The 24,841-nt window shown below is 59.5% G+C and carries 21 protein-coding genes and 1 tRNA gene; 8 read left to right on the top strand and 14 right to left on the bottom strand.

The genetic code is table 11. The features are described from left to right. Positions 1-18: 18 nt before the first annotated feature. Positions 19-1,590, bottom strand: a complete 1,572-nt coding sequence (locus DXT96_RS21815; protein ID WP_149899828.1) for a Re/Si-specific NAD(P)(+) transhydrogenase subunit alpha — start codon at positions 1,588-1,590, stop codon at positions 19-21. A 197-nt stretch (positions 1,591-1,787) separates the two neighbouring features. Next, positions 1,788-3,671: an MFS transporter gene (locus DXT96_RS21820; RefSeq protein ID WP_149899829.1), complete on the bottom strand. Its 1,884-nt coding sequence runs from the start codon at positions 3,669-3,671 to the stop codon at positions 1,788-1,790. Between the two features lie 509 nt (positions 3,672-4,180). Here DXT96_RS21820 and DXT96_RS21830 point away from each other — a divergent pair. Together DXT96_RS21830 and DXT96_RS21835 are read left to right on the top strand one after the other, a co-directional pair. Next, entirely contained in the window at positions 4,181-5,215 is a 1,035-nt protein-coding gene (locus DXT96_RS21830) for an aspartate-semialdehyde dehydrogenase (RefSeq protein ID WP_149899830.1), read from the top strand. A 214-nt stretch (positions 5,216-5,429) separates the two neighbouring features. Further along, entirely contained in the window at positions 5,430-6,245 is an 816-nt protein-coding gene (locus DXT96_RS21835; protein WP_149899831.1) for a lytic transglycosylase domain-containing protein, read from the top strand. A gap of 33 nt (positions 6,246-6,278) precedes the next feature. On the opposite strand, the gene DXT96_RS21840 is transcribed toward DXT96_RS21835, so the two are convergent. Together DXT96_RS21840 and pdxY are read right to left on the bottom strand one after the other, a co-directional pair. Then, positions 6,279-6,920 carry a carbonic anhydrase gene (locus tag DXT96_RS21840; RefSeq protein ID WP_149899832.1) on the bottom strand — a complete coding sequence of 214 codons (642 nt, stop codon included), beginning with the start codon at positions 6,918-6,920 and terminating at the stop codon, positions 6,279-6,281. A 174-nt stretch (positions 6,921-7,094) separates the two neighbouring features. Beyond that, positions 7,095-7,970 carry a pyridoxal kinase PdxY gene (pdxY, locus tag DXT96_RS21845; protein ID WP_153516455.1) on the bottom strand — a complete coding sequence of 292 codons (876 nt, stop codon included), beginning with the start codon at positions 7,968-7,970 and terminating at the stop codon, positions 7,095-7,097. 213 nt (positions 7,971-8,183) lie between these two features. Here pdxY and DXT96_RS21850 point away from each other — a divergent pair, with 213 nt between their 5' ends. Then, positions 8,184-9,644, top strand: a complete 1,461-nt coding sequence (locus DXT96_RS21850; protein ID WP_153516456.1) for a phosphatidylserine/phosphatidylglycerophosphate/cardiolipin synthase family protein — start codon at positions 8,184-8,186, stop codon at positions 9,642-9,644. Positions 9,645-9,660: 16 nt separating this feature from the next. Further along, positions 9,661-10,506: an endonuclease/exonuclease/phosphatase family protein gene (locus DXT96_RS21855; RefSeq protein WP_371418964.1), complete on the top strand. Its 846-nt coding sequence runs from the start codon at positions 9,661-9,663 to the stop codon at positions 10,504-10,506. A gap of 49 nt (positions 10,507-10,555) precedes the next feature. Here DXT96_RS21855 and DXT96_RS21860 read toward each other — a convergent pair whose 3' ends face one another. From DXT96_RS21860 to DXT96_RS21875, 4 genes are all read right to left on the bottom strand, one after another. Beyond that, the gene (locus tag DXT96_RS21860; protein WP_188356049.1) at positions 10,556-10,759 is read right to left on the bottom strand and encodes a hypothetical protein; all 204 of its coding nucleotides are present in this window, start codon (positions 10,757-10,759) and stop codon (positions 10,556-10,558) included. Between the two features lie 290 nt (positions 10,760-11,049). After that, a complete protein-coding gene (locus tag DXT96_RS21865) occupies positions 11,050-14,244 on the bottom strand; it encodes an efflux RND transporter permease subunit (protein ID WP_153516457.1) in 3,195 nt (1,064 codons plus the stop codon). 114 nt (positions 14,245-14,358) lie between these two features. Next, the gene (locus tag DXT96_RS21870; RefSeq protein WP_153516458.1) at positions 14,359-15,549 is read right to left on the bottom strand and encodes an efflux RND transporter periplasmic adaptor subunit; all 1,191 of its coding nucleotides are present in this window, start codon (positions 15,547-15,549) and stop codon (positions 14,359-14,361) included. A gap of 53 nt (positions 15,550-15,602) precedes the next feature. Then, positions 15,603-16,400 (bottom strand): alpha/beta hydrolase fold domain-containing protein, encoded by a 798-nt coding sequence (locus DXT96_RS21875; protein ID WP_153516459.1) that lies wholly within the window; start codon positions 16,398-16,400, stop codon positions 15,603-15,605. A gap of 134 nt (positions 16,401-16,534) precedes the next feature. Between DXT96_RS21875 and DXT96_RS21880 the strand changes: the two genes are divergently transcribed. Then, a complete protein-coding gene (locus DXT96_RS21880; RefSeq protein ID WP_149899840.1) occupies positions 16,535-17,434 on the top strand; it encodes a LysR family transcriptional regulator in 900 nt (299 codons plus the stop codon). Positions 17,435-17,443: 9 nt separating this feature from the next. Here the strand turns inward: DXT96_RS21880 and DXT96_RS21885 are convergent, their stop codons facing one another. Further along, on the bottom strand, positions 17,444-18,343 hold the full coding sequence (locus DXT96_RS21885; protein ID WP_153516460.1) for a LysR family transcriptional regulator: 900 nt from the start codon (positions 18,341-18,343) through the stop codon (positions 17,444-17,446). A gap of 159 nt (positions 18,344-18,502) precedes the next feature. Between DXT96_RS21885 and DXT96_RS21890 the strand changes: the two genes are divergently transcribed. Then, the gene (locus DXT96_RS21890; protein WP_153516461.1) at positions 18,503-19,684 is read left to right on the top strand and encodes an MFS transporter; all 1,182 of its coding nucleotides are present in this window, start codon (positions 18,503-18,505) and stop codon (positions 19,682-19,684) included. A 65-nt stretch (positions 19,685-19,749) separates the two neighbouring features. Beyond that, complete coding sequence (locus DXT96_RS21895) at positions 19,750-20,583, top strand: aldo/keto reductase (protein ID WP_153516462.1); 834 nt, start codon at positions 19,750-19,752, stop codon at positions 20,581-20,583. A 151-nt stretch (positions 20,584-20,734) separates the two neighbouring features. Here the strand turns inward: DXT96_RS21895 and DXT96_RS21900 are convergent. Then, a tRNA-Gly gene (locus tag DXT96_RS21900) sits at positions 20,735-20,809 on the bottom strand. Positions 20,810-21,183: 374 nt separating this feature from the next. Here DXT96_RS21900 and DXT96_RS26980 point away from each other — a divergent pair. Continuing rightward, positions 21,184-21,405, top strand: a complete 222-nt coding sequence (locus DXT96_RS26980) for a hypothetical protein (RefSeq protein WP_161991265.1) — start codon at positions 21,184-21,186, stop codon at positions 21,403-21,405. Between the two features lie 76 nt (positions 21,406-21,481). Here the strand turns inward: DXT96_RS26980 and dps are convergent, their stop codons facing one another. The 4 genes from dps to DXT96_RS21925 form a co-directional block, all read right to left on the bottom strand. Then, entirely contained in the window at positions 21,482-21,970 is a 489-nt protein-coding gene (gene dps / locus DXT96_RS21910; protein WP_006312098.1) for a DNA starvation/stationary phase protection protein Dps, read from the bottom strand. Positions 21,971-22,092: 122 nt separating this feature from the next. Then, positions 22,093-22,851 carry an ABC transporter ATP-binding protein gene (locus DXT96_RS21915; RefSeq protein ID WP_153516464.1) on the bottom strand — a complete coding sequence of 253 codons (759 nt, stop codon included), beginning with the start codon at positions 22,849-22,851 and terminating at the stop codon, positions 22,093-22,095. Beyond that, positions 22,848-23,816: an iron chelate uptake ABC transporter family permease subunit gene (locus DXT96_RS21920; RefSeq protein ID WP_153516465.1), complete on the bottom strand. Its 969-nt coding sequence runs from the start codon at positions 23,814-23,816 to the stop codon at positions 22,848-22,850. Before DXT96_RS21920 ends, DXT96_RS21915 begins: the two co-directional genes overlap by 4 nt. Beyond that, complete coding sequence (locus DXT96_RS21925) at positions 23,809-24,774, bottom strand: ABC transporter permease (RefSeq protein ID WP_371418965.1); 966 nt, start codon at positions 24,772-24,774, stop codon at positions 23,809-23,811. The genes DXT96_RS21920 and DXT96_RS21925 overlap by 8 nt, the downstream gene beginning before the upstream one ends. Between the last annotated feature and the right edge of the window lie 67 nt (positions 24,775-24,841).

The following is a 24,841-nucleotide window of genomic DNA, read 5'->3' on the forward strand; positions in this document are numbered from 1 at the left end:
ATAAGATCCTCGCTTGGCTTACGACTTCTGGAACATGGCGAGCATGCGCCGTGTCACGAGGAAACCGCCGACGATGTTGATCGTCGCGATCAGGACGGAAAGCGAGGCAAGGATCACCACCAGCCAGTTGCTGGAACCGATCTGCAGCAGCGCGCCCAGAATGACGATGCCGGAAATCGCGTTCGTCACCGCCATCAGCGGCGTGTGCAGCGAATGGCTGACATTCCAGATGACCTGGAAACCGATGAAGCAGGCGAGCACGAAGACGATGAAGTGGCTCATGAAGCTTGCTGGTGCAAACAGGCCGACGAGAAGCAGCAGCGCCGTGCCGATAACCAGCAGCCCGACCTGGCTTTTGGTCTGGGCCTTGAACTCAGCCCGTTCTTTGGCGTGCTTTTCCTCGGGCGTAAGCTCTTTGGCTCGTTCCTTCGGCTTCTGCGCGGCGATGGCCTGAATTTTCGGCGGCGGCGGCGGGAATGTTATCTCGCCCTGATAGGTGACAGTCGCACCACGAATGACGTCGTCTTCCATGTTATGAACCGGCTTGCCGTCCTTGGCGGGCGTCAGATCGGTCATCATGTGACGAATGTTGGTGGAATAGAGCGTCGAGGCCTGCGCCGCCATGCGGCTCGGGAAATCCGTGTAGCCGATGACGATAACGCCATTGTCGGATACGACGCGCTGGTCGGGCACCGTCAGATCACAATTGCCGCCGCGCTCGGCCGCAAGGTCGATGATGACCGAACCGGGCTTCATCATCGCCACCATGTCGGCGAGCCAGAGTTTGGGGGCGTCACGGCCGGGGATCAGCGCTGTCGTGATGACGATATCGATCTGCGGAGCCAGTTCACGGAACTTCTCGAGCTGCTTCTCGCGGAATTCCGGCGAGGAGGGAGCGGCATAACCGCCGGTCGCTGCGCCATCCTGCTGCTCGGCGAAATCGAGATAGACGAATTGTGCGCCCATGCTTTCGATCTGTTCGGCCACTTCCGGGCGAACGTCGAAGGCATAGGTGATCGCGCCGAGCGAGGTGGCCGTGCCGATGGCGGCAAGACCGGCAACGCCAGCGCCGATGACCAGCACCCTGGCGGGCGGCACCTTGCCGGCGGCGGTGACCTGACCGGTGAAGAAGCGGCCGAAATTATTGCCGGCCTCGATCACGGCGCGATAACCGGCGATATTGGCCATGGAGGACAGCGCGTCCATTTTCTGGGCGCGGGAAATACGCGGCACCATGTCCATGGCGATGACGTTTGCGCCCTTTTCCTTTGCCTGTTCCAGAAGGTCCTTGTTCTGGGCGGGATAGAAGAACGAGATCAGCGTCTTGTCCGAAGACAGGCGATCAATCTCCGACGTTTCCGGCGGACGAACCTTGGCGATGATGTCGGAACCGGCGTAAAGCGCATCCGCGCTATCGACAACGGTGACGCCGGCCGCGCGATAGGCGTCGTCGGAAAATCCCGCCGCCTTGCCCGCACCGGCCTCCACGATGCAATCATATCCGAGTTTCTGCAATGCCTGGGCGCTGTCTGGCGTCATGCCGACGCGCGCCTCGCCTTCATATAATTCCTTGGGCGTCCCGATCTTCAAAATGGCTCTCCCTGTGCCTGATAATATAGGGGGGTCATAACCTATTCAGGGGGGCTTTGTCTTCATATTGATTTTGTCTTGCCTGCGACGGAATGACAGCCCGCTGCGACAGGCTCTTTCGATATTCTGGCTCAATGCGCAATAAAAAAACCCGGCGCCTGCACGCCGGGTTCCGAAAATGTCGATCGGGATGTGGATCAATCCATGGCGTGGATATCGCGATCCTTGGTTTCCGGCAGGAACAGCAGGCCGATGACCAGCGTGATGCCTGCGAAAACGATCGGATACCAGAGACCGTAATAGATGTCGCCCTTCGCCGCGCTCATCGCAAAGGCGGTGGCGGGCAGAAGGCCACCAAACCAGCCGTTGCCGATATGGTAGGGCAGCGACATGCCGGAGTAGCGGATACGGGTCGGGAACAGTTCGACCAAGAGGGCAGCGATCGGGCCATAGACCATCGTGACGTAGATGACGAGGACGGTCAGGACCGCGATGATGACGACCCAGTTCACGGCAGCCGGATCGGCCACCATGGCGAAGGCGCCGCCGCCGGCAATGGTGTAGACGGCCATCTCGGCGGCTCCACCGGTTTCGGCCGGTGTTAACAGCTTGTCCGCCACCAGCTTGTCGGTCGCCACCATCTTCTTGTCGGTGGCGCGAACCGCCTCAGCATTGAGGCTGAGTTCCGGGTTTGCAGCGATGAAGGCGTCCAGTTTCGCGTCTGGAACCTGTGCCGCGCTGCGCACCAGCGGGTAACCGCCATCATGCAGCGCGATGTTGACCTGCTTCTGGAAGGCCTTGTCCTTGGCTGCCGCATCCGCGCCAGCTGCGACTGCATCGTAGCTGACAATGTTGACGTCGCCGATCTTGACGCTCGCCGGCTGGCCGGCCGTTCCGGCAACCACGTCATAGGGAACGGAGTTGCGTGTCAGGAACGAAGTGGCGATATCGCAGGATGTGGTGAATTTCGCCGTGCCTGTCGGGTTGAACTGGAACCTGCAGTCGCCCGGAGCGGCGGTGACGGTGGCGCGAACGCTGGCCTGTGCCTGTGCCAGCGCCGGGTTGCCCGCCCACGTGAGCGCCTTGAACAGCGGGAAGTAGGTCAGCATCGCGAGGATGAGACCGGCCATGATGATCGGCTTGCGGCCGATCTTGTCGGAAAGCCAGCCGAAGAGCACGAAGAAGCCCGTGCCGAGGATGAGGGCCGCTGCGACCATGATGTTGGCCGACTGGCCGTCCACCTTCAGAATACTCTGCAGGAAGAACAGCGCATAGAACTGGCCGGTGTACCACACGACTGCCTGGCCGATGACGGCGCCGACGAGGGCGATCAGGGCGATCTTGGCGTTTTTCCACTGGCCGAAGGCTTCGCTGAGCGGTGCCTTGGAGGTCTTGCCCTCTTCCTTCATTTTCTTGAAGGCGGGGGATTCGTTCATTTTCAGACGAATCCAGACCGATACGCCGAGCAGCAGAACCGAAACGAGGAAGGGAATGCGCCAGCCCCAGGCGGCGAAGGCTTCCTTGCCGAGTGCGAACTGCACGCCGAGAATGACCACCAGCGACAGGAACAGGCCGAGCGTCGCCGTCGTCTGGATCCACGAAGTGTAATAGCCTCTGCGGCCATTGGGGGCGTGTTCGGCCACATAGGTCGCGGCACCGCCATATTCACCGCCGAGCGCCAGACCCTGAAGCATGCGCAGGATGACCAGGATGATCGGAGCGGCAATGCCAATCTGGGATGCGCCGGGCAGGACGCCGACGAGGAAGGTGGAAACACCCATGATGAGAATGGTGATCAGGAAGGTATATTTACGACCGACGATGTCACCCAGACGTCCAAACACCAGCGCGCCGAAGGGGCGCACGAGGAAGCCGGCGGCAAAGGCCAGAAGCGCGAAGATGTTGCGCGTCGTTTCCGGATATTGGCTGAAGAAGTTCGCGCCGATATAGATCGCAAGCGAGCCGTATAGATAAAAATCGTACCATTCGAAGACTGTTCCGAGAGAAGAGGCGAAAATCACCTTCTTCTCTTCGCCCGTCATTGGACGGGCGGCGCCGCTTGCGGCTGCAACATTTGCCATTGTCTGTCCTCCACAGATGTCCCAATCGGCGCAGTGCGGAGCCCGTCTCTCTCCTCCGGACTCCCCTTTCGGGTGCAATGCGCATGACATCAGAGTGACAGAAAATTAACCCCAATAAGAGCGATGCTTTCGGATTATGACTTTAGTCTAATGTATAACGTGCAAAAATGTCGCGGGCCGGTTTTTGCGTGATTGCGCCGGGTGGCCTGAAGCGCGCCTTTTTTCTTGACACAAACAAGAAACCTTCTAATAGCTTCTCGCGAAGAAGGAGCATCACCTTGCGCATGCATGTTGCAGACATGAGTGTTATGGAAGGACCGGCACAATCCGCCGGCGATGATCCGCGCCTTTCTTATTCCATCCGAATTACGGCCAAAACGACGATTAAAACCGTCTGACGTCTCTGGCCACCGCTCTCTCCCCGGTTTGGCTGGGGATCGAGGAAGCCGCAATGCGATGCGGGTTCCCCACCTCACCCAAAAGAGGAGAGACAGAAAGAGAGCTTGATCATGGGTTTCAAAGTTGCAATTGCAGGCGCCACCGGCAACGTCGGTCGCGAAATGCTCAATATCCTCGCAGAACGTGGTTTTCCGGCCGATGAGATCGTGCCGCTTGCTTCCTCCCGTTCGCAGGGCACGGAAGTCTCCTACGGCGATCGTACGCTGAAGGTTTCCAACCTCGAGAATTACGATTTCTCCGACACCGATATTTGCCTGATGTCGGCCGGCGGCGATGTTTCCAAGAAGTGGTCGCCGAAGATCGGCCAGCAGGGCTGCGTCGTCATCGATAACTCGTCCGCCTGGCGCTACGATCAGGACGTTCCGTTGATCGTTCCGGAAGTCAATGCCGATGCGATCACGGGCTTTACCCGCAAGAACATCATCGCCAACCCGAATTGCTCCACGGCCCAGCTCGTCGTCGCGCTGAAGCCGCTGCACGACTTCGCCAAGATCAAGCGCGTTGTCGTCTCCACCTACCAGTCGGTTTCCGGCGCCGGCAAGGAAGGCATGGACGAGCTGTTCCAGCAGACCCGCGCGGTGTTCGTGGCCGACCCGGTTGAAACCAAGAAGTTCACCAAGCGCATCGCCTTCAACGTCATTCCGCATATCGATGTCTTCATGGAAGACGGTTATACGAAGGAAGAGTGGAAGGTTCTGGCCGAGACCAAGAAGATGCTCGATCCGAAGATCAAGGTAACCTGCACGGCCGTGCGCGTTCCGGTTTTCATCGGCCATTCGGAATCGGTCAATATCGAGTTTGAAAACGAGATCACCGCCGATCAGGCGCGTGATATTCTGCGTGAAGCACCGGGTTGCCTCGTCATCGACAAGCATGAAGATGGCGGTTACATCACCCCGGTCGAATCCGCCGGTGAAGATGCGACCTATATTTCGCGTATCCGTGAAGATGCAACGGTTGAAAACGGCCTCAACATCTGGGTTGTTTCGGACAATCTGCGCAAGGGCGCTGCCCTCAATGCCATCCAGATCGCCGAACTCCTGGTCAATCGTGGTCTCATCAAGCCCCGCAAGGCGGCTGCGTGATACGATTTTTTAAGGTTCGTTAAGTATAACCCGTCTGTTCTGTGTGGGGCAGACGGGTTTTTCAATGGCGACGATCACGGCCAGTTTATTTGCAGGCCTTGCTGCCGAAAGGCAATTTAGGCCACCAAAAGACAATTTGGCACCCGAACCCCTGCGGCGGAGACGTGTTGGTTCTCGGGATAAATTCCCCAAAGGATATCGAAGGCAGATTTTGATGCGGGCAATGAAGGCAATTCTGGCTGGTGTAGCCATGGTCTCGGTTTTGGCAGCGACGCCGGTTATGGCTGCGCAATGCAGCAACACTTCGGCGGGCTTCGATGCCTGGGTCGGCGCCTTCAAGCAGGAAGCGGCGGGCCGCGGCGTCAGCGCTTCGGTGCTCGATCGTGCCTTCTCCGGCGTCTCGTATAATCAGGCGACCATCCGCGCCGATCGCGGCCAGCACAGCTTCAAGTTGTCCTTCGAACAATTCATGCAGAAGCGCGGCGGTCAGACGATCATTTCGCGCGGCAAGACCATGAAGAAGAACAACGCCTCTCTCTTCGCCTCGATCGAAAAAGCTTATGGCGTGCCGGCCGGCCCGCTCCTGGCCATCTGGGGCATGGAAACCGGCTTTGGCGGCTTCATGGGCAACCAGCACACGCTTTCCGCCGTGGCGACGCTTTCCTTCGACTGCCGCCGCTCGGATTATTTCACCGAGCAGCTTTATGCGGCGCTTAAGCTCGTCGGCAGCGGTTCGCTGAACGTCAACGCCAAGGGTGCGGCGCATGGTGAAATCGGCCAGACGCAGTTCCTGCCGCTCAATGTCGTGCGCTATGGCGTGGATTTCGACCGCGACGGACGGGTAGATCTCGTCGGTTCGCGTGCCGATGCACTGGCTTCCACCGCCAACTTCCTCGTCGGCCATGGCTGGCAGCGTGGTGCCGGTTACCAGCAGGGACAGGCGAATTATGCCGCCATCCAGGGCTGGAACGCCGCAAGCGTTTACCAGCAGGCCATTGCCTTCATCGGCAAGGCGATCGACGGCCAATAAGGCCGTCTCGCTTTTTCAATCAGAAACCTGTTTTCACAGATCCGGGCGGCGAAAGTCGCCCGTTTTGCCGTCCATCACCCACAATTCGCCGGTCGATATATCGAACCATGCGCCGTGCAGCTTGACCTTGCCGGCGGTTTCCTGCGCCTTGACGAAGGGGAAGCTGCGCAGGTTGGCGAGGGAGTTGCGGATGGACACCCGTTCCAGCGCGGTCTGGCGCTCGGAGGCGGTCATGACATCGTTGCTCTGGATCTGCTCGGCCGCCGATTTGACCATGTTCATCCACTTGCCGATGAAGTCGCCCGGCGACAGGGGCTCGAGATTAGGGTCGAGTGCCGCCTGAATGCCGCCGCAACGGCCGTGGCCCATGACGACGATATCCTTCACCTTCAGAACCTGCACGGCATATTCGATGGCCGCAGAGGTGGCGTGATACTGGCCATCAGGCTCGAAAGGCGGCACCATGTTGGCGACGTTTCGCATGACGAACAATTCTCCCGGCCCGCAGTCGAAAATGGTTTCCGGTGCAGAACGGGAGTCACAACAGGCAATGAACAGGGTCTGCGGCTTCTGCCCGGTATCAGCCAGAACGCGGTATCTCTCGCGCTCGTCGACATAGCGGCCGCTCATGAAGTTCTTGTAGCCGTTCAGAAGAGTTTCCGGAAAATCTTTCATCTATCGCAGTACCGTTATGCTTGGACCAAGATCACGGGGCGAACCTGGCGCGTTGAAGACCAATCCTTTAGAGCATTTTCGCTTTTCTTCGAACCGCGAAACCGCTCCAACTTCCTGTTGCCGCATTTCCGGGCGGAAAACCGAGGGCCACTTTTCCTGGAAATGCTTTAGTCGCTATTTGCGCTTGCTGCGTGAAGGATGCAAGAGATGACGCATCTGCACCATGGCCATGGGTGTGGAAAGACTTGAAGCGTCTGTCTCCAGCGTCAATTCGTTCATCTCGCGTTTTTTGGTGCGGGCCAGAATTTCGAACACGCTGGCGGTGGCCAGCTGCAGCGCTTTTTCGTCGTCCATGCCTTCCAGCAGGCGGGCGAGGAAAAGCGCCGCCATCAGGTCGCCGAGGCCATTCGGGGCATTCTCTATGGCGCGGTGCTCGGCCAGCAGGGCGTGCCGGCCGCTGAGATAGAGGTTGCCGGTGCCGCCAGCCATCATTGGCACGGCAGAGGTGACCAGCATTTTCGAAGGGCCGAGGGCAAGTGCTGCATCCATGATGGCATTGTTGGTTTCAAGCTCTGCGCCGCTCATCCACGCCAGTTCGTAACGGTTCGGTGTTGCGACAGTGGCAAGCGGGATGAGTTCGTCGCGGATGGCTTCGGCGGTTTCAACCGGAATATAAAGCCCGCCCAGATCACCCATCACGGGATCGCAGGCGTAAACCAGCGCCGGGTTTTTCTCCTTGAGATTGCGGATCAGCCGCGCGACCGAACGCACTTGTGCTGCGCTTCCGAAATAACCGGTCAGGACTGCTTTGACTTCGCCAATCCATTTGGCGTTTTCAAGGTCGGTCATGGCCTTGTCGAAGTCGTCGTCCTGAAAGCGCATCCGCGTGGATGGACCATGGCCGGGGTGCCAGGGCAAAACGATGGTGGGCACTGCCCATACCGGATGGCCGAGGGTCTCCAGCGCGAAGACCGCGGCGCGATTGCCGACCGATCCACGCATGACGTGGCTGGAAATGACGATGACGGCGCCCTGTGTATTTTCCTGCATCACGGCCTTCTTGCTTTCAAATGTCGCAGAAGCCTGCAAGTGCCCCTGCCTGGAGATCAAGATGCGCTCTCATGACATATCGCAAGGCCGGTTTCCACCGTTAATCCCGCAAGGGTCTGTCCCGCAAAAGGATGGGCGGGGTGCTTTTTAGTGGCTTTCCGGGTTTCCGAAAAGCGCGTTACACTTTTCGGTCCAATGCCCTATAGTTGTAATATGCTCGATCTCGTCATCGCCTATTGGCCCCATATCCTTGCCGTCCTTTCCATTTTGATGGGAACCGTGGCGGCCGTACATGCCACGATGACGAAGGAGGAGGTCCGTTCCGCACTCGGCTGGGTGGGTGTCATCGTGCTGTCGCCCATTGTCGGCGCGGTCATCTATGCCATTGCCGGCATCAACCGCATTCGTCGGTCCAACATCACGCAGCAGCGATCCTTCATGCAGGACGAGATCATGGATCGCGTGGCGCGGCTGGATGCGAGCGGTGAGTTGATTGCCACGCGGTTCGGCCGCCGTTTTGAAGCGATGAAGACGCTCGGCGACCGGGTGACACGCCACGCGCTGACGACGGGCAACGCCATCGAGCCACTTGTGACGGGTGATGTCGCCTATGCCGCCATGCTGGAGGCGATAGGCGAGGCGAAGCGGTCGATCATTCTCGAAACATATATTTTCGACAATGACAGGATCGGCGCCCGCTTCGTCGCAGCGCTTGAGCAGGCAAAACTGCGCGGCGTGGAAGTGAGGGTGCTTATCGATGCTGTCGGCGCGCGTTATTCCGTGCCGAGCATCCTGCCGACGCTCCGGGACAAGGGCATCATCGCCGACGTCTTCAACGGCAATGTCATCATGGGACTGCGGTTGCCCTATGCCAATCTGCGCACCCACCGCAAAATACTCGTGGTGGACGGGCGCATCGTGTTTAGCGGCGGCATGAATATCCGTGAGGGTTTCACCCTGGAATTCGGTGGCGAAAGCCAGTCGCACGACACACATTTCAAGATCACCGGGCCGGTGGTATCGGATTTTTTCTCCATCGCGGCGGAAGACTGGCGTTTCACGACGGGGGAGCTTCTGGACACCCCGGTGTGGGATATCGCCATTCCTGACGGTGTGCCGGGTTCGCAGATCGTCGCCCGGGTTTCCTCCTCGGGACCGGATAAAAGCATCGAGACCAGTCACAAGATGCTGATGGGTGCGTTTTCCGTCGCCCGTTCCTCCATTCTCATCATGTCGCCCTATTTTCTCCCCGATCGGGAGCTTATTTCGGCACTCATAACCGCAGCAAGGCGGGGCGTGGTGGTCGATATCATCGTGCCCAAAAGCAACAATCTGGTGCTTGTGGACAGGGCGATGACAGCGCAGTTCGACCAGATGTTGAAGAATTACTGCCGCATCTGGCGGGCGACGGGGGCTTTCAATCATTCCAAGCTTCTGGTGATCGACGGGCGCTGGACCTATATCGGTTCTTCCAATCTCGATCCGCGTTCGCTGCGATTAAACTTCGAGATCGATCTCGAAGTTATGGATGAAGAATTTGCCGGGGTGATCGGCGACCGGATCCGCAATGCGCGGGCAACCGCCTTGCCGGTGCGGCTCAGCGAACTGAATGCGCGGCCATTCGTTGTTCGTTTTGTGGAGCGTGTCCTGTGGCTCGCTTCGCCCTATCTTTGACCGGAGACATTGACGCGTGAAGAAAAACGGTTTGTTGAACAGCGAAAAAACGGCCCTGGCGACAAATAGCAGTTTGCCCGCCTTCGTCATGCAGTCGCTGCGCGACCATCGTCAGCGGCAGAAAGCGGTGCAGGCGGCGAAAGATCATTCCTTCCCCATCATCGCTTCCTACAATGTGCACAAATGTGTCGGTCGCGACCGCAAGTTCGATCCGGATCGCACCAGCCGCGTCATTCAGGAAATCGGCGCTGATATCATTGCCCTTCAGGAAGCCGACAGCCGTTTTGGCGAGCGCACCGGCCTGCTCGATCTTGCCCGGCTGGAGCGGGAAAGCGGCCTCATTCCCGTGCCGGTGCAGGCAGGGGTAAAGGCGCACGGGTGGCATGGCAATGTCGTGCTGTTCAGGGAAGGTGCCGTCCGGGACGTGCATACGCTGAAACTGCCGGGGCTGGAGCCCCGCGGTGCGCTTGTCGTGGAGCTGGATTTGAAGCTGGGTGGCACATTGCGCATCATCGCCGCCCATTTCGGTCTCTTGCGGCATTCCCGCGCTCAGCAGGCGAAGGCGCTGATCGGCCTTCTGGAAGCGCGCAACGAATGCCCGACCATCCTCATGGGAGACCTGAACGAATGGCGTCTCGGCAATGGCTCGTCGCTCAATACGTTCCGGGACGCTTTCGGTGCTCTGCCGCCGGCGGTGCCGAGTTTTCCATCCAACCTGCCGGTACTGGCGCTCGACAGGATCATCGCCAACCGTGAAGGTCTGGTCGAGCAGGTGGAGGCGCATGACAGCGCGCTGGCGCGTGTCGCTTCTGATCACCTGCCGTTGAAAGCCGCGGTCCGGACAGATCTGCTTCAGGCCTGATCCCGCCACAACACGGCACGTCGCCAGCCGAGGCCCAAGCCGGGCCGGGTTAAAGCCGCTGCGCCGCCGCCAGGTGGTTGCGCGAGCGCGCTTCCAGCAGCGATGTGCGAATGGCTTCCATCAACCGCTCACGATTGTTTCTGGTCTTGCCCCTGTCGAGATTTTGCGCGGAAAGCGCGAGATCAAGACCCTCATGCATCACTATCGAATAGGCAACGGTTGTTGCCCAGTTTTCGTCGTCCTGCTCCATCATGTCGCCCCTGAACTAAATCATTTAGTCCGAATCACCCAGTTCTTGGAAATTACCACAAAATACAAAGCATAAAATAGCATTGTTTCTTTGGGTTTCCGTCAATTGGTGAGGCTATATTGCTTTTTGGCAGTTCTATTGCGGTGCGATATAGGTGCGTATTCCAGTTAAGCATTTGAAACTGATTCAATTTCAGGAGATTCGCATAGACATTTCTGTCCATAAAAAACGCCGCGCATCTGATGATGCGCGGCGGGCTTGCTTCGAAGGTGGCGGTGGATGGGAGTATTGGGTCAGCCGGCCTTTTCGAGCTTGTAGTCCGAATTGGCCGGTTCTTCCTGTTTGTGCTGGATGAGCGGGCGGTTGCCGGAGAGCTTGCGCACCAGCACGTAGAAGACCGGGGTCATGAAGATGCCGAAGAACGTCACGCCGATCATGCCGGAGAACACTGCGACACCCATGGCCGCACGCATTTCCGCACCAGCCCCTGTCGAGATGACCAGCGGCACCACGCCCATGATGAAGGCGAGTGAGGTCATCAGGATCGGGCGGAGGCGAAGGCGGCTTGCCTCCACTGCCGCCTGAAGCGGCGTTCGTCCTTCGAATTCCAGCTCTCGGGCAAATTCCACGATCAGGATCGCGTTCTTCGCCGAGAGGCCGACAAGGACGACAAGGCCGATCTGCGTAAAGATGTTGTTGTCCCCTCCCGTCAGCCAGACGCCCGTGAGAGCTGCGAGTACGCCGAGCGGAACGATCAGGATGATCGCGATCGGCAAGGTCAGGCTTTCATATTGGGCGGCGAGAACCAGATAGACCAGCAGCAGCGCCAACGGGAAGACCACGATGCTGGAGTTGCCGGCGAGGATCTGCTGGTAGGTCAGGTCTGTCCATTCGTAGTCGATCCCGGCTGGCAGGTTTTCGGCAAGGATTTTCTCCATGGCGGCCTGCGCCTGTCCAGAGGAGAAGCCCGGTGCCGGACCGCCGTTGATATCGGCTGCAAGGAAGCCGTTATAACGGTTGGTGCGCTCCGGTCCGGTCGTCGCATCCACTTTCAGCAGCGTGGAAAGCGGGATCATCTGGCCGGTGGATGAGCGAACCTTCAGACGGCCGATATCCTCCGCATGGGCGCGGAATTGCGCGTCCGCCTGCACACGCACGCTGTATGTCCGCCCGAAGGCGTTGAAGTCGTTGACGTAGAGCGAGCCGAGATAGATTTGCAGCGTCTGGAAGACGTCGCTGACGGAGACGCCCAGCTGTTCGGCCTTGGCGCGGTCAAGATCGGCGAAGAGCTGCGGCACGTTGATCTGGAAGCTGGAGAAGATGCCCGCCAGCTCCGGCGTCTGGTATGCCTTGGCGATGACCGCCTTGGTCGCTTCGTCGAGCGCCTGGTAGCCGTAACCGGCGCGGTCCTCGATCTGCAGCTTGAAACCGCCCGTCTGGCCGAGGCCGTTGACCGGCGGCGGCGGGAACATGGCGATGAAGGCATCCTGAATGCCTGCAAACTTCTGGTTCAGCTGCATGGCGATGGCGCCACCTGATAGTTCCGGTGCCTTGCGGTTTTCGAAGTCGTCGAGAACCGCAAAAACGATGCCGGAATTGGAGCCGATGGTGAAGCCGTTGATCGACAGGCCGGGGAAGGCGATAGCGTGGCTGACGCCCGGCTGTTCGAGGGCGATGTCGCTCATGCGCTTGATGACGCTTTCCGTCCGGTCAAGCGTTGCTCCATCAGGAAGCTGGGCAAAACCGATCAGATACTGCTTGTCCTGCGCCGGCACGAAGCCGCTCGGAACGGCGCTGAACATGCTGTAGGTGGCTGCGACCAGCGCCATGTAGACCATCATGACAAGGCTCTTGCGCGTCACCAGCCCGCCGACGGTTTTGCCGTAACCGTTGGAGGCGGCCCCGAAGGCGCGGTTGAAGCCGCGGAAGAACCAGCCGAAAATCCGGTCCATGAAGCGGGTCAGCCAGTCTTTCGGAGCGTCGTGTTCCTTCAGCAACAGGGCTGCAAGAGCGGGTGAGAGCGTCAGCGAGTTGATTGCCGAGATGACGGTGGAAATGGCGATCGTCAGAGCGAACTGCCGGTAGAACTGGCCGGAAAGGCCGGAGATGAAGGCGAGCGGCACGAAGACGGCGACCAGCACCAGCGCGATTGCGATGATCGGGCCGGAGACTTCCCGCATGGCCTTGTAGGTAGCGTCACGCGGCGATAGCCCGTTTTCGATGTTTCGCTCGACGTTTTCCACCACCACGATAGCGTCATCCACCACGATGCCGATGGCCAGCACGAGGCCGAATAGCGTCAACGCGTTGATGGAGAAGCCAAAGGCATACATGACGGCGAAGGTGCCGATGATCGAGACCGGAACGGCGATCAGCGGAATGATCGAGGCGCGCCATGTCTGGAGGAAGAGGATGACGACAAGCACCACGAGGCCAACGGCCTCGAGGAGTGTGTCAACGACCTTCTCGATGGAGGAGCGCACGAATTTCGTCGTGTCGTAGACGATTTCGTATTTCACGCCATCCGGCATTGCCAGCTGCAGATTGTCCATCGTGGCGCGGACATTGTCGGCGATTTCGATGGCGTTGGAGCCGGGAGCCTGAAGTACCGCAACGGCCACGGCAGGCTCGCCGTCGAGCAGCGAACGCAGTGTGTAGTCGGCCGCGCCCAGTTCAATGCGGGCGACGTCGCGCAGGCGGGTGATCTGACCGTTCGCGCCGCTCTTGACGATGATGTTGCCGAATTCCTCCGGTGTCGTCAGACGACCCTGCGCATTGACGTTGAGCTGCAGATCGACGCCGTTCGGGCTTGGCGAAGCGCCGATGACGCCGGCTGCGGCCTGGACGTTCTGCTGGCGGATGGCGTCGGAGACGTCGCTGGCGGCGAGATCATGCTCGGCGACTTTCTGCGGATCGAGCCAGACGCGCATGGAATAGTCACCCGCGCCGAAGACCTGCACCTGACCCACGCCTTCGATGCGGGCGAGACGATCCTTGACGTTCAGCGTCGCATAGTTGCGTAGATAGGTGATGTCATAGGCATCGGTCTTCGACACCAGATTGACGACCATGATGAAGTCGGGCGAGCTTTTGACGGTGGTGATGCCGAGTGCGCGGACTTCCGCCGGCAGGCGCGGTTCGGCCTGCGACACGCGGTTCTGCACCAGCTGCTGCGCCTTGTCCGGGTCCGTGCCGAGCTTGAAGGTGACGGTCAGCGTCAACACGCCGTCGGACGTTGCCTGGCTGCCCATGTAGAGCATGTCCTCGACGCCGTTGATCTGTTCTTCAAGCGGCGTGGCGACTGTTTCGGCGATAACGGCCGGGTTTGCGCCGGGATAGGTGGCGCGCACGACGACGGATGGTGGAACGACTTCCGGATATTCGGAAATCGGCAGGGCGCGCATGCCCAGAAGGCCTGCCACCACAATCAGGACCGAAAGCACGGCAGCGAATACCGGCCGGTCGACAAAAAATCTGGAAATATTCATATCCAGTCCCTCTCCGGGTATATTTGGAAATGCAAAGGCCGTTCCGGCGGCTTTTGTGCCGCCGGTTGTGGCCGGTTCTGTCTGGAATGCGTCTCGCTGGGAAGCGGGACGGAATTATTGCGAAGTGGCGACCTTGTCTTCCGCCTGCGGTGCGATGGTGGCACCGGGGCGAATGCGCTGCAGGCCGTTGACGACGATCGTATCACCGGCGGCAAGGCCGCTTTCGATGATGCGCTGGCCATCAGCCGGTGCACCGGGCTTGATCTGGCGGTAGCTCACCTTGTTTTCGGCATCGACCACGAAGACGAAGCGCTTGTCCTGGTCCGTGCCGATGGCGCGATCACTGATGAGGATGCGGTTTTCCGGCTTCGGTTCGCCCATACGCACCCGCACGAACTGGCCGGGGATCAGCCTGCCATCAGGATTTTCGAAGACGGCGCGGACACCGATGGTGCCGCTGGCCGAATCCACCTGATTGTCGATCAGGTGCAGTGTGCCCTTGATCGGCGTGCCTTCATCCGAAAGCGTGCCGATTTCCACCGGAATCTGTTCGAGTGCGGGCAGGGCGTCGGTCGTCTGCGGCAGTTCGGCAAGCGCTTTGGCCACCGTTCCTTCGCTGGCGTTGAAGCTGGCATAGATCGGGTTGACCGAAACCAGCGTTGTCAGGGCAGGCGATGTCGAGCCGGCGGCGACAAGGTTGCCGGCGGTGATTTCGATGCGACCGACCCTGCCGGAAACCGGGGCGAGGATTTCGGTGTAGCCGAGATCGAGCTGAGCCGTCGTCAGCGTGGCGCGGGCGGCGCGAAGCTGGGCTTGCGCATCCGCAAACGAGCTTTGACGCTGGTCGAGATCGCTCTGGGAGATGGTGCGGTTATCGGAAAGCCTGCGGCCACGGTCGAGTTCCGTTTTCGCAAGGCTGACCTTGGCTTCAGCCGAAGCGACCTGTCCTTCAGCGCCGGCAACAGCGGCCTGATAAGGGGCCGGGTCGATGGTGAAGAGGGGATCGCCTTCCTTCACCAGCGCGCCTTCGCGGAAATGCACGGCCTTGATCTGGCCGGCGACGCGGGAGCGGATCTGCACCCGGTCAACGGCTTCGAGACGGCCGGAAAATTCTTCCCAGCGCATGACGTCGCGGCTTTCCACCTTGGCGACGGTGACGGGGATTGCCGGCGTTTCGGCCGGGGTGGAGGCTGCCGTCGCGTCGCGGCTGGTGGGCAGGTCAAAAAACAGTGCTGCAGCTGCAACGGACATGGCAAGTCCGATGCCGGCACCCGTCAGGGCCCGGCGCTTTGTGTTGAGCGTCATGGGATTCTCCTTGGCTCGGTTCAGGAGCCGTCAGTGTCTTAAAATATGCGGTATCAGTGTCTCAACTGGTCAACGAAGGTCTTGAATTCCGAACAGACGGATGAGACCCATCCGCCGCCCTCTCCTTGATAAAGCCCCGTCCAGCCGACGCCGGCGGGGAATACATGCTGCCGGACGCTGACGCCTGAGGCGAGGAGCCGGTCGGCATAATTGACCGTTTCGTCGCGCAGAGGGTCGTCCTCGGCGGTAAAGATCAGCGCCGGCGCCACCCGGTTCAGCCGCGTACACTGGCAAGGCGCGGCATAGGGGTGGAAAAACCCGCAGGCCTTGGCAAGGTAATGGCTCCAGCCATCCGCCCAGCGTTCACGCATGCCGATCCTGTCCGCGTCGCGAAAGGATTCCGTCGTCATCATCGGGTCGATCATGGGCGACAGAAGAATTTGCCCGGCGAGTTTACCCGGCATGCGGTCACGGGCTTTAAGCGCAAGTCCCGCCGCCACATTGCCGCCTGCCTCTTCGCCGGCCACGAACAGCAGCGATTTCGCGCCGCCATAATGTTTGCGGTCCCGGCTCAGATGATCGAGCGCATCGAAAGCGCAATCGATCACCATCGGAAACTCGTTGCCGGACGGCTTGCTATAGTCAGCCTCGACAACGATGGCGCCGCTTTCCGCCAGCGCCCGCGCCACCGGAAGTTCCGGGCAATTGCCGCCCTTTTCCAGAAACGAGCCGCCGCGCAGATAAAGGATCACGGGCGGGTGGCTGCAGAGGCCGGCACTCTCATATCGGCGCACGGAAAGCTCAGATGCGGAGCCTCCACAGCGTTTGATATTTTCCCAGTGCGCGTTCATCTGATCCGGTCCCGTGCGCCGCCATCGACAGCTCACCTTATTTGCAAAATCTGAAATTCATATTATTGTTCGAGAGAAAACGATCAAGTACGTCAAAATGAAAACACTATTCCAAAAAAACGGATAATAGCTAAATGGATCAGCTTTCCGCCATGCGGGTCTTCACGCGCGTCGTCGAGACCGGTAATTTCAGCCGCGCCGCCACCGCGCTGAATATGCCCAAAACTACCGTCACCAATATGGTGCAGGCGCTGGAGGCGCATCTGCAGACCACGCTTCTCAACCGCACCACGCGGCGAGTGATGCTGACGACGGACGGCGCTCTCTATTACGAGCGGGCCTCACAGATTTTGTCGGAAATCGAAGAACTGGATGGTAGTATGTCCAGCGCGCAGGTGCAGCCATCCGGCCGGTTGCGGGTGGAAATGGCCGGTGTCTTTGCGGACCTCGTGGTTATCCCACATCTTTGCGAATTTTACCAGCGTTATCCGCAAATCCGTCTCGATCTCGGCGTCGGCGACCGTCTGGTCGACTATATTGCCGAAAATGTCGACTGTGCGCTCCGGGTTGGTGTGCTGCGCGATCAGTCGCTGATTGCCCGCAAAGTGGGCGAACTGCGGTTCGAGACATTCGCCTCGCCATCCTACATCGAAAATTTCGGCATGCCGCAGGAACCGGAAGATATGGAGAAGGGCCATTATTCGGTGGGTTATCTCAATGCCACCACCGGCCAGATCATGCCGGCCTCCTTCGACAATGGCGTGCGCAGTGTCGAACTGACCCCGAATTATGTGGTGTCGGTCAATGACAGCCGCACCTATCTCAATGCTGCCCTGGCGGGCATGGGCATCGTGCAATTGCCGATCTTCATGGTGAAAGATCACCTGGCGCGCGGCGAACTGGTGCCGGTTCTTTCGGAATGGCAGCGCGAAGCCATGCCGATCTACGTGGTCTATCCGCAGACGCGGCACGTCACCAACAAGGTGCGCGTCTTTGTCGACTGGCTGGCCAAGCTGGTGCACGGCATGGTCTGAGGCGGTCAATCACCGCCCGACCCTTGCCGCGACGAAATCGATGAAGGCGCGCACGCGGGCGGCCAGATGTTCGTGGCCGGCATAAACCGCGTGGATGACTTCCATCTCCTCGGCATTGTAGTCCTCCAGCACCGGCACGAGCAGGCCGGCCTCGATATCCGGTTCGATATGAAACTCGCCGACCCTTCCGAGCCCTAATCCCGTCAGGCAGAGCCTTCGCATGGCCATGCCGCTGTTGACCGCGACATTGCCGGTGACGGGAAGACGATAGACCTCCGCCGAGCCGGGGTCGCGGAACGGCCATTCATTGAGGTTGCGGCTGAAATTGAAGCTGAAGCAATTGTGCTGCGCCAAATCCTGCGGTTTCTTCGGCATACCGTGTTTTTCGATATAGGCGGGGGAGGCAACGATGATCCGGCGCACCTCTTTCAGCTTTCTCGCCTTCAGGGACGAATCTCCCATCGCGCCCGAGCGGATGGCGATATCGGTTCGCTCTTCGATCAGGCTGATGACACCGTCCGTCAACGAAATATCCAACTCGATTTCGGGATAAAGCGAAAGGAACTCGGGCGCGAGCGGCAGGAGATAACGTTCGCCGAAGCCCAGTGTGGCGTTGACGCGCAGCAGGCCGCGCGGCACCACCTTGCCGCCGCTTGCCACGATCTGCTCGGTTTCGGCGATGTCGGCCAGAATGCGCCTTGCCCGGACAAGATAGACTTCTCCCTCCGGCGTTAGCGTCACCACACGGGTGGAACGGGCGAGAAGACGGGTGCCGAGGCGGTCTTCGATGCGGGTGACGAGCTTGCTGACCGCCGAGGGCGACAGCTTTAGCCGACGTCCGGCGGCGGAAAAACTGCCAAGCTCTGCCGCCGCCACGAAGACTTCCATTTCTCCGGCCCGATTGTCCATTGTCGCACCACCTGTGAAATAAATTCAAAAGCCTTTATCCATTTTTGCCGATTATCATGCAAGTCCCCTTCGCCCATATTGCGTCCATAGATTTGATCCAACCGGACGGCACCGCTGTCCAGAACGCCCGCGACCCCGCTGGGCGAAGAGGTATTCGTCATGCCATTGGCCATATTTGCCCTGACGATCGCAGCCTATGCGATCGGCACTACGGAGTTTGTCATCGTCGGCCTTCTGCCGACGGTGGCAAACGATCTTCACATTACCCTGCCGCTTGCCGGCCTCATCGTCAGCGTCTACGCGCTGGGCGTCACCTTCGGCGCGCCGATCCTGACGGCTTTGACCGGAAAGATCGAAAGGAAACCGCTGCTGCTCGGCCTGATGGCCCTGTTCGTCATCGGCAACAGCGCCGCGGCGCTTTCTCCCAGCTACGAGACGTTGCTAGTTGCCCGCGTCATCGCTGCCTTTGCCCATGGCGTGTTCTTCTCCGTCGGCGCAACGATTGCCGCCGATCTCGTGCCGGAAAACCGTCGCGGTTCGGCAATCGCCATGATGTTCATGGGTCTGACGGTTGCCATCGTCACCGGCGTTCCGCTCGGCACCTATATCGGCCAGGTCTTCGGCTGGCGTGCGACCTTCTGGGTTGTTGCCGGGCTTGGCGTCATCGCCTTCTTGGCGATTGCCGCCCTTCTGCCGAACAATCTCAAGAAGGCCCCGCCTGCCAGCCTGCTTGATCAGGTCCGTGTGCTTGGTTCCGGCCGCCTGCTCATCGTTTTCGCCATGACCGCGCTCGGTTATGGCGGCACCTTCGTCGCCTTCACCTTTTTGTCGCCGATCCTCCAGGATGTTACCGGCTTTTCGGAAAAAAGCGTCAGCCTGATCCTCGTGCTCTATGGCATTGCCATTGCGGCCGGCAATATCGGCGGTGGCAAGATCGCCAACCACAACCCGGTCAAGGCGCTGATCGGCCTATTCCTGGCGCAGGCTATCGTTCTGCTCGTCTTTTCCTTCACCGCCGTCTCGCCGGTGCTGACGCTCATCACGCTGGTGGCGCTCGGTTTCCTGTCCTTCGCCAATGTTCCCGGCCTGCAGCTTTATGTGGTGCAACTGGCCAAGGAACATCGTCCCGGTGCGGTTGACGTTGCATCGGCGCTCAACATCGCCGCCTTTAACCTCGGCATCGCCATCGGCGCATGGCTCGGCGGTCTGGTGGTGGAATCGCCGATGGGTCTTGCCGCAACCCCATGGGTCGGCGCCATCCTCGTCACCGTCGCCCTGTTACTCACCCTCTGGAGCAGCGCTCTTGATCGCCGCGCCGCGCTGACGCTGAAGACGGCTTAAGCTTTTCACATTAATTCCCGGCCATTTCCCTGGGACTGGCCGGGCAATTCAACAGGAGAAAATATATGTTTGATGTTACCGCCAATGGCGCGTCCATTCCGGCGCTCGGCTTCGGCACCTTCCGCATTCCCGGCCCGGATGTCCTGCGCATCGTTCCGCATGCGCTGAAAGCCGGGTTCCGCCATATCGATACCGCCCAGATTTACGGCAACGAGGCCGAAGTGGGTGAGGCCATCGCCGCCTCCGGCGTGGCGCGGGGCGATATCTTCCTCACCACCAAGGTCTGGGTCGAGAATTACCGGCATGATGCCTTCCTCGCCTCGGTCGATGAGAGCCTGAAAAAGCTGAAGACCGACTATGTCGATCTGCTGCTTCTGCACTGGCCGAACGAGGCGGTGACGCTCTCCGAGCAGATCGGCGCGCTGAACGAGGTCCGGCAGGCCGGCAAGGTCCGCAATATCGGCGTTTCCAACTTTAATACGGCGCTGATGGCTGAAGCGGTGAAGCTCTCAAAAGCGCCGATGGTCACCAACCAGATCGAATACCATCCCTATATCGATCAGGATGTGGTGATGGCGGCTGCCAGAGAAGCGGGCATGTCGGTCACCGGTTATTACGGCATGGCTGACGGCAACGTCTTTGCCGATCCGCTGCTGAAGGATATCGCCGCAAGTCGGGGCAAATCGGTGGCGCAGGTGGTGTTGCGCTGGCTGGTGCAGCAGAAGGGCGTTGTTGCCCTGTCCAAAACCGTCAGTGAAGCCCGCGTCGATGAGAACCTCGCGATCTTCGATTTTGCGCTGTCGGTTGATGAGATGGCGGCGATCCGCGCTCTCGCCAAGCCGGATGGCCGTATCGTCTCGCCAGATGGGCTGGCGCCCGTCTGGGATGAAGCCGCCTGAGTTAGGACGGCCGGGAGGGGTAACTCCTCCCGGTTTCATGCATGTGCGGGAAACCGCCACGAATGCCGAAAATGGTCACATGTTTGGACTTGCCAAGATGACCACCGGACACGACAATCTGCGCAAATCTTCTCTGCTCATCTGGGAAAACTGGAGCGGGCGAAGGGATTTGAACCCTCGACCCCAACCTTGGCAAGGTTGTGCTCTACCCCTGAGCTACACCCGCTCAAAACCGCTGGTCCGGGGTAGTTCGCTGGACTGCGGACCGCCGAAGTTCGGCGACGCGTGCTATATCGCTCAATCGATTTTGGAATGCAATAGTTTCTTTCACGGTTTCGGTGGAAATCCTTCCGGCTGCTGCTTTATTCGAAGGGGCGCGTCGGAGGCGGCGCCATATGCAGTCAGGGGCGGGCGAAAGCGTTGTTTCTGATGGTCTTTATTGCCACGGCAGAAGGCGCACGGATGACCGATAGTGCAGAAAATAACCTGTTTACATTTGGTTAAAATCTGATTCGACAAGTGATTCGTTCGGGTGTACAAAATTGATGCCCACGAAAAAAAGAAACGATACTTGGCATATCATCATCGGGAGGATGAGCCTTGTCGTACGCAGCTTTTGAAAGAGTCGGCGCACAATTGTCGCCAGAACAAATCACCGATCTGCAGAATATTTTCGATGGTGTTTGTTTCGAGTGCCTTCAGGATCGCAGCAGCCATGTTGCCAATGAGTGTGCAGCAATTTTGATCCGCAGCGCCCAGCGCGGCATTCTGGATCATGAGATGTTGCGCGACATAGGGCTTGCGGTTCTGCGCCGTCATTGATGGCGTCATTTCACAAAAAAGCGCCCGAACCTCTCGGGCGCTTTGCTGTGTTGAGCCTATTGGAAACAGTCGCGGCTCAGCTTTTTTCCTGCACATGCGCTTCGAGGAACCACAGTGACTTGTCGAGATCGCGCGAGGCGGCGGTGAAGATGTCGGCGGTCGTCGGATCGCCGGCTTCATCGGAATCGTCGATCGCCTTGCGGATCATGTTGGCGACTTCGCCATAACGCTCGATCAGAGCGTCGAGATGATCGTGGATTTTATAGATATCGGTCGGATAGGCCTTGAGTTTGGTCGTCGAGGAGACGGCTTGCAGGCTGCCGAGTGCGGTGCCGCCCAGCTGCACGACGCGTTCGGCAATCGTGTCACCGTGATTGTCGAGCTGGGTGCGGAAGGTGTCGAGAAGCTCGTGGACGGCGATGAATTGCGGGCCTTTCAGGTTCCAGTGCGCCTGCTTGGTGACAAGCGCAAGGTCGATCACCGAGGCCAGAGATTCGTTCAGAATGCCGATCACGGTCGACTTGGCGTTGGAAGGCAGGTCGTTCTTCGTCTTGTGCGTCTTCATCGATGTCTCCTGAAGTTGCGGACGGAATGCCGCTTTGGAAAAGTCTGTCGATTAACGTCCGGGCCTGTGGCCCTGTTCCATGTTAAGCACTGCGGCGGCAAAAATCCTGCGCAATCATCATGTCATTCGTAAAACAGGCAGATGCGCCGGCCGTCTATATCCTCGACGCGGATCGGCATGTCGTAGATGTCCTTGAGAATCTCCGGCCGGATGATTTCTTCCGCCGGTCCCTGATGGCAGATACGGCCCTCGCGCATGGCGATGATGGTGTCGGAATACCAGGAGGCGAAGTTGATGTCGTGCAGCACCAGAACCACGGTCTTCTTCAATTCGTCGGCTGCCTTGCGCATGATCTTCATCATGCTGGAGGCGTGTTTCATGTCGAGATTGTTGAGCGGCTCGTCAAGCAGCACGTAATCCGTGTCCTGACACAGAACCATGGCTACGAAGGCGCGCTGGCGCTGACCGCCGGAAAGCTCATCCAGAAAGCGGCCGGCCAGCGGTTCGAGATTGAGATATTCCAGCGCCCGGTCGATATGGACCTTGTCCTCCATGGTTGGACGGCCTTTGGAATAGGGGTAACGGCCGAAACCGACGAGATCGTGCACTGTCAGGCGCGAGGAGATGTGATTGTCTTGCCGCAGGATCGAGAGGCGTTTTGCCAGCGTATCCGACGGGGTTTTGGTCACATCCAGACCGTCCACCGTCACGGTTCCGGTGTCCATGGACATCAGCCGCGCGACGATGGAAAGCAGCGTCGATTTTCCCGCCCCGTTCGGCCCGATGATGGAGGTGACCCCGCCTGCCGGAATGACCACGGACACACCGTCGATGACGAGCGTCTCGCCATAGGATTTGCTGATCTGACTGGCGATGATCATCGCGCACCCCGCTTCAAGATAAGACCGATAAAGACGATGCCGCCCAGAAATTCGATGATGATGGAAAGCGCCGTATCGAAGGCGAATATCCGCTCCAGCACTACCTGGCCGCCGACAAGGCAGATGATGGCAATGAGGATCGCCGCCGGCAGCACATAGGCATGTTTGCCATTGCCGGTGAGATAATGGGCAAGGGCCGCGACCAGCAGGCCGAAGAACATGACCGGGCCGACCAGCGCGGTTGAAACGGCGACGAGAACGGAGACCAGCACGAGGATGATGGTGACCGTGTGCTTATAGTCGACGCCGAGGCTGATGGCCGTTGCCCGGCCAAGCGACAGGACGTCGAGCGTGTGCATGAGGCGCAGCCCGATGATGGTCACGACGCCGATGATGATCGCCGAGATCGTCAGAAGCGTGGGGTCGATGGAGTTGAAGCTGGCGAAGAGCACATCCTGCAGCACCGTATATTCGTTCGGATCGAGCACGCGCTGCATGAAGCCCGAGAGGCTGCGGAAAAAGACGCCGAAGACGATGCCGACCAGTACGAGAAGATGCAGGCTGCGTTCTGCGCCAACGAAAAGCCAGCGGTAGAGGAGGGCGGAAAAGGTGACGAGCAGCGCGGTTTCAACAATGAACTTAAGCTGCGGATCGATCATGACAACGGTTGCCGAGCCGAAGACGAAGATCAGCCCGGTCTGCATCAGCACATAAAGCGAATCGAAACCCATCACCGAAGGGGTGAGGATGCGATTGTTGGTGACCGTCTGGAACAGCACGGTGGAGACGGCAATGGCATAGGCGACCAGCAAGAGGGACAGCAACTTGATGCCGCGGAACGGCAGCACGAAACTCCAGCTTCCTTTGGCGCCGAGCGTCATGAATGCGGCCATGGCGATGAGCGCGACTGCCGCAAGCACGAGCAGAACGGTTTTTGCGCGCCGGTCGGGATGTCTCTCACGCATGGTGGCGTTTCCGGAGCAGGAGATAGAGGAACAGCCCGCTGCCGATGACGCCGACCACGGTTCCGATCGGTACTTCGTATGGCGCGCGCACGGTCCGGCCGATGATGTCGCAGGTGAGAACGAAGACCGCGCCAAGCGTTGCCACCCACGGCACCGAGCGGCGCATATTGTCGCCGATCATCAAGCTGACGACATTCGGCACGATCAGTCCGAGAAAGGGGATCATGCCGACGGTGACGACGACGACGGCGCTGACCAGCGAAACGATGGTGAGGCCGAGCGCCATCACGCGGCGGTAATTCAGGCCGAGATTGGTAGTAAAGCCGCGCCCCATGCCGGCCACGGTGAAACGGTCGGCGGCGAGATAGGCGGCGATGGCGAAGATGAAGCCGATCCACAGCAATTCATAGCGGCCGCGCAGCACACCGGAAAAATCGCCCGTCATCCACGCGCCGAGCGATTGCAGGAGATCGAAACGATAGGCGAAGAATGTGGTGATGGCGGAAATGACGCCGCCGAGCATGATGCCGATCAGCGGCACCAGCAGCACGTCGCGCAGCGGCACCTGTCTGAGGATACGCAGGAAAAGTGCAGTGCCGGCGAGCGCGAAAACGGCTGCCACCAGCATCTTGCCGAAGATCGGCGTTTCGGGTGCAAGCAGGGTGACGACCAGAAGGCCGAGGCCGGCGGATTCGGTCGTGCCGGCCGTCGAAGGTTCCACGAAGCGGTTGCGCACCAGCATCTGCATGATGAGACCGGCAATCGCCATCGAGCTTCCGGCCAATATGAGCGCCAGCGTGCGCGGAATACGGCTGACGAGCAGCACGCGCAATGAGTCCGTGCTCGTTTCCGGCGCAAAGAGCGTGGCGAGCGAAACGTCGCTCACGCCGACGAACAGGCTGACGATGGCGAGCGTCAAGGCCAGAATAAGGGCTGATATCAGTGAAAGGGACTTCACGTTGGCAGTTTCCGGAAAAGGCGAAAGCTCCCGCAGCCTTAAGCTATCGGGAGCCCTGATGATATTC

Source organism: Agrobacterium sp. ICMP 6402 (genome assembly GCF_009498615.1).
GTDB lineage: Bacteria > Pseudomonadota > Alphaproteobacteria > Rhizobiales > Rhizobiaceae > Agrobacterium > Agrobacterium burrii.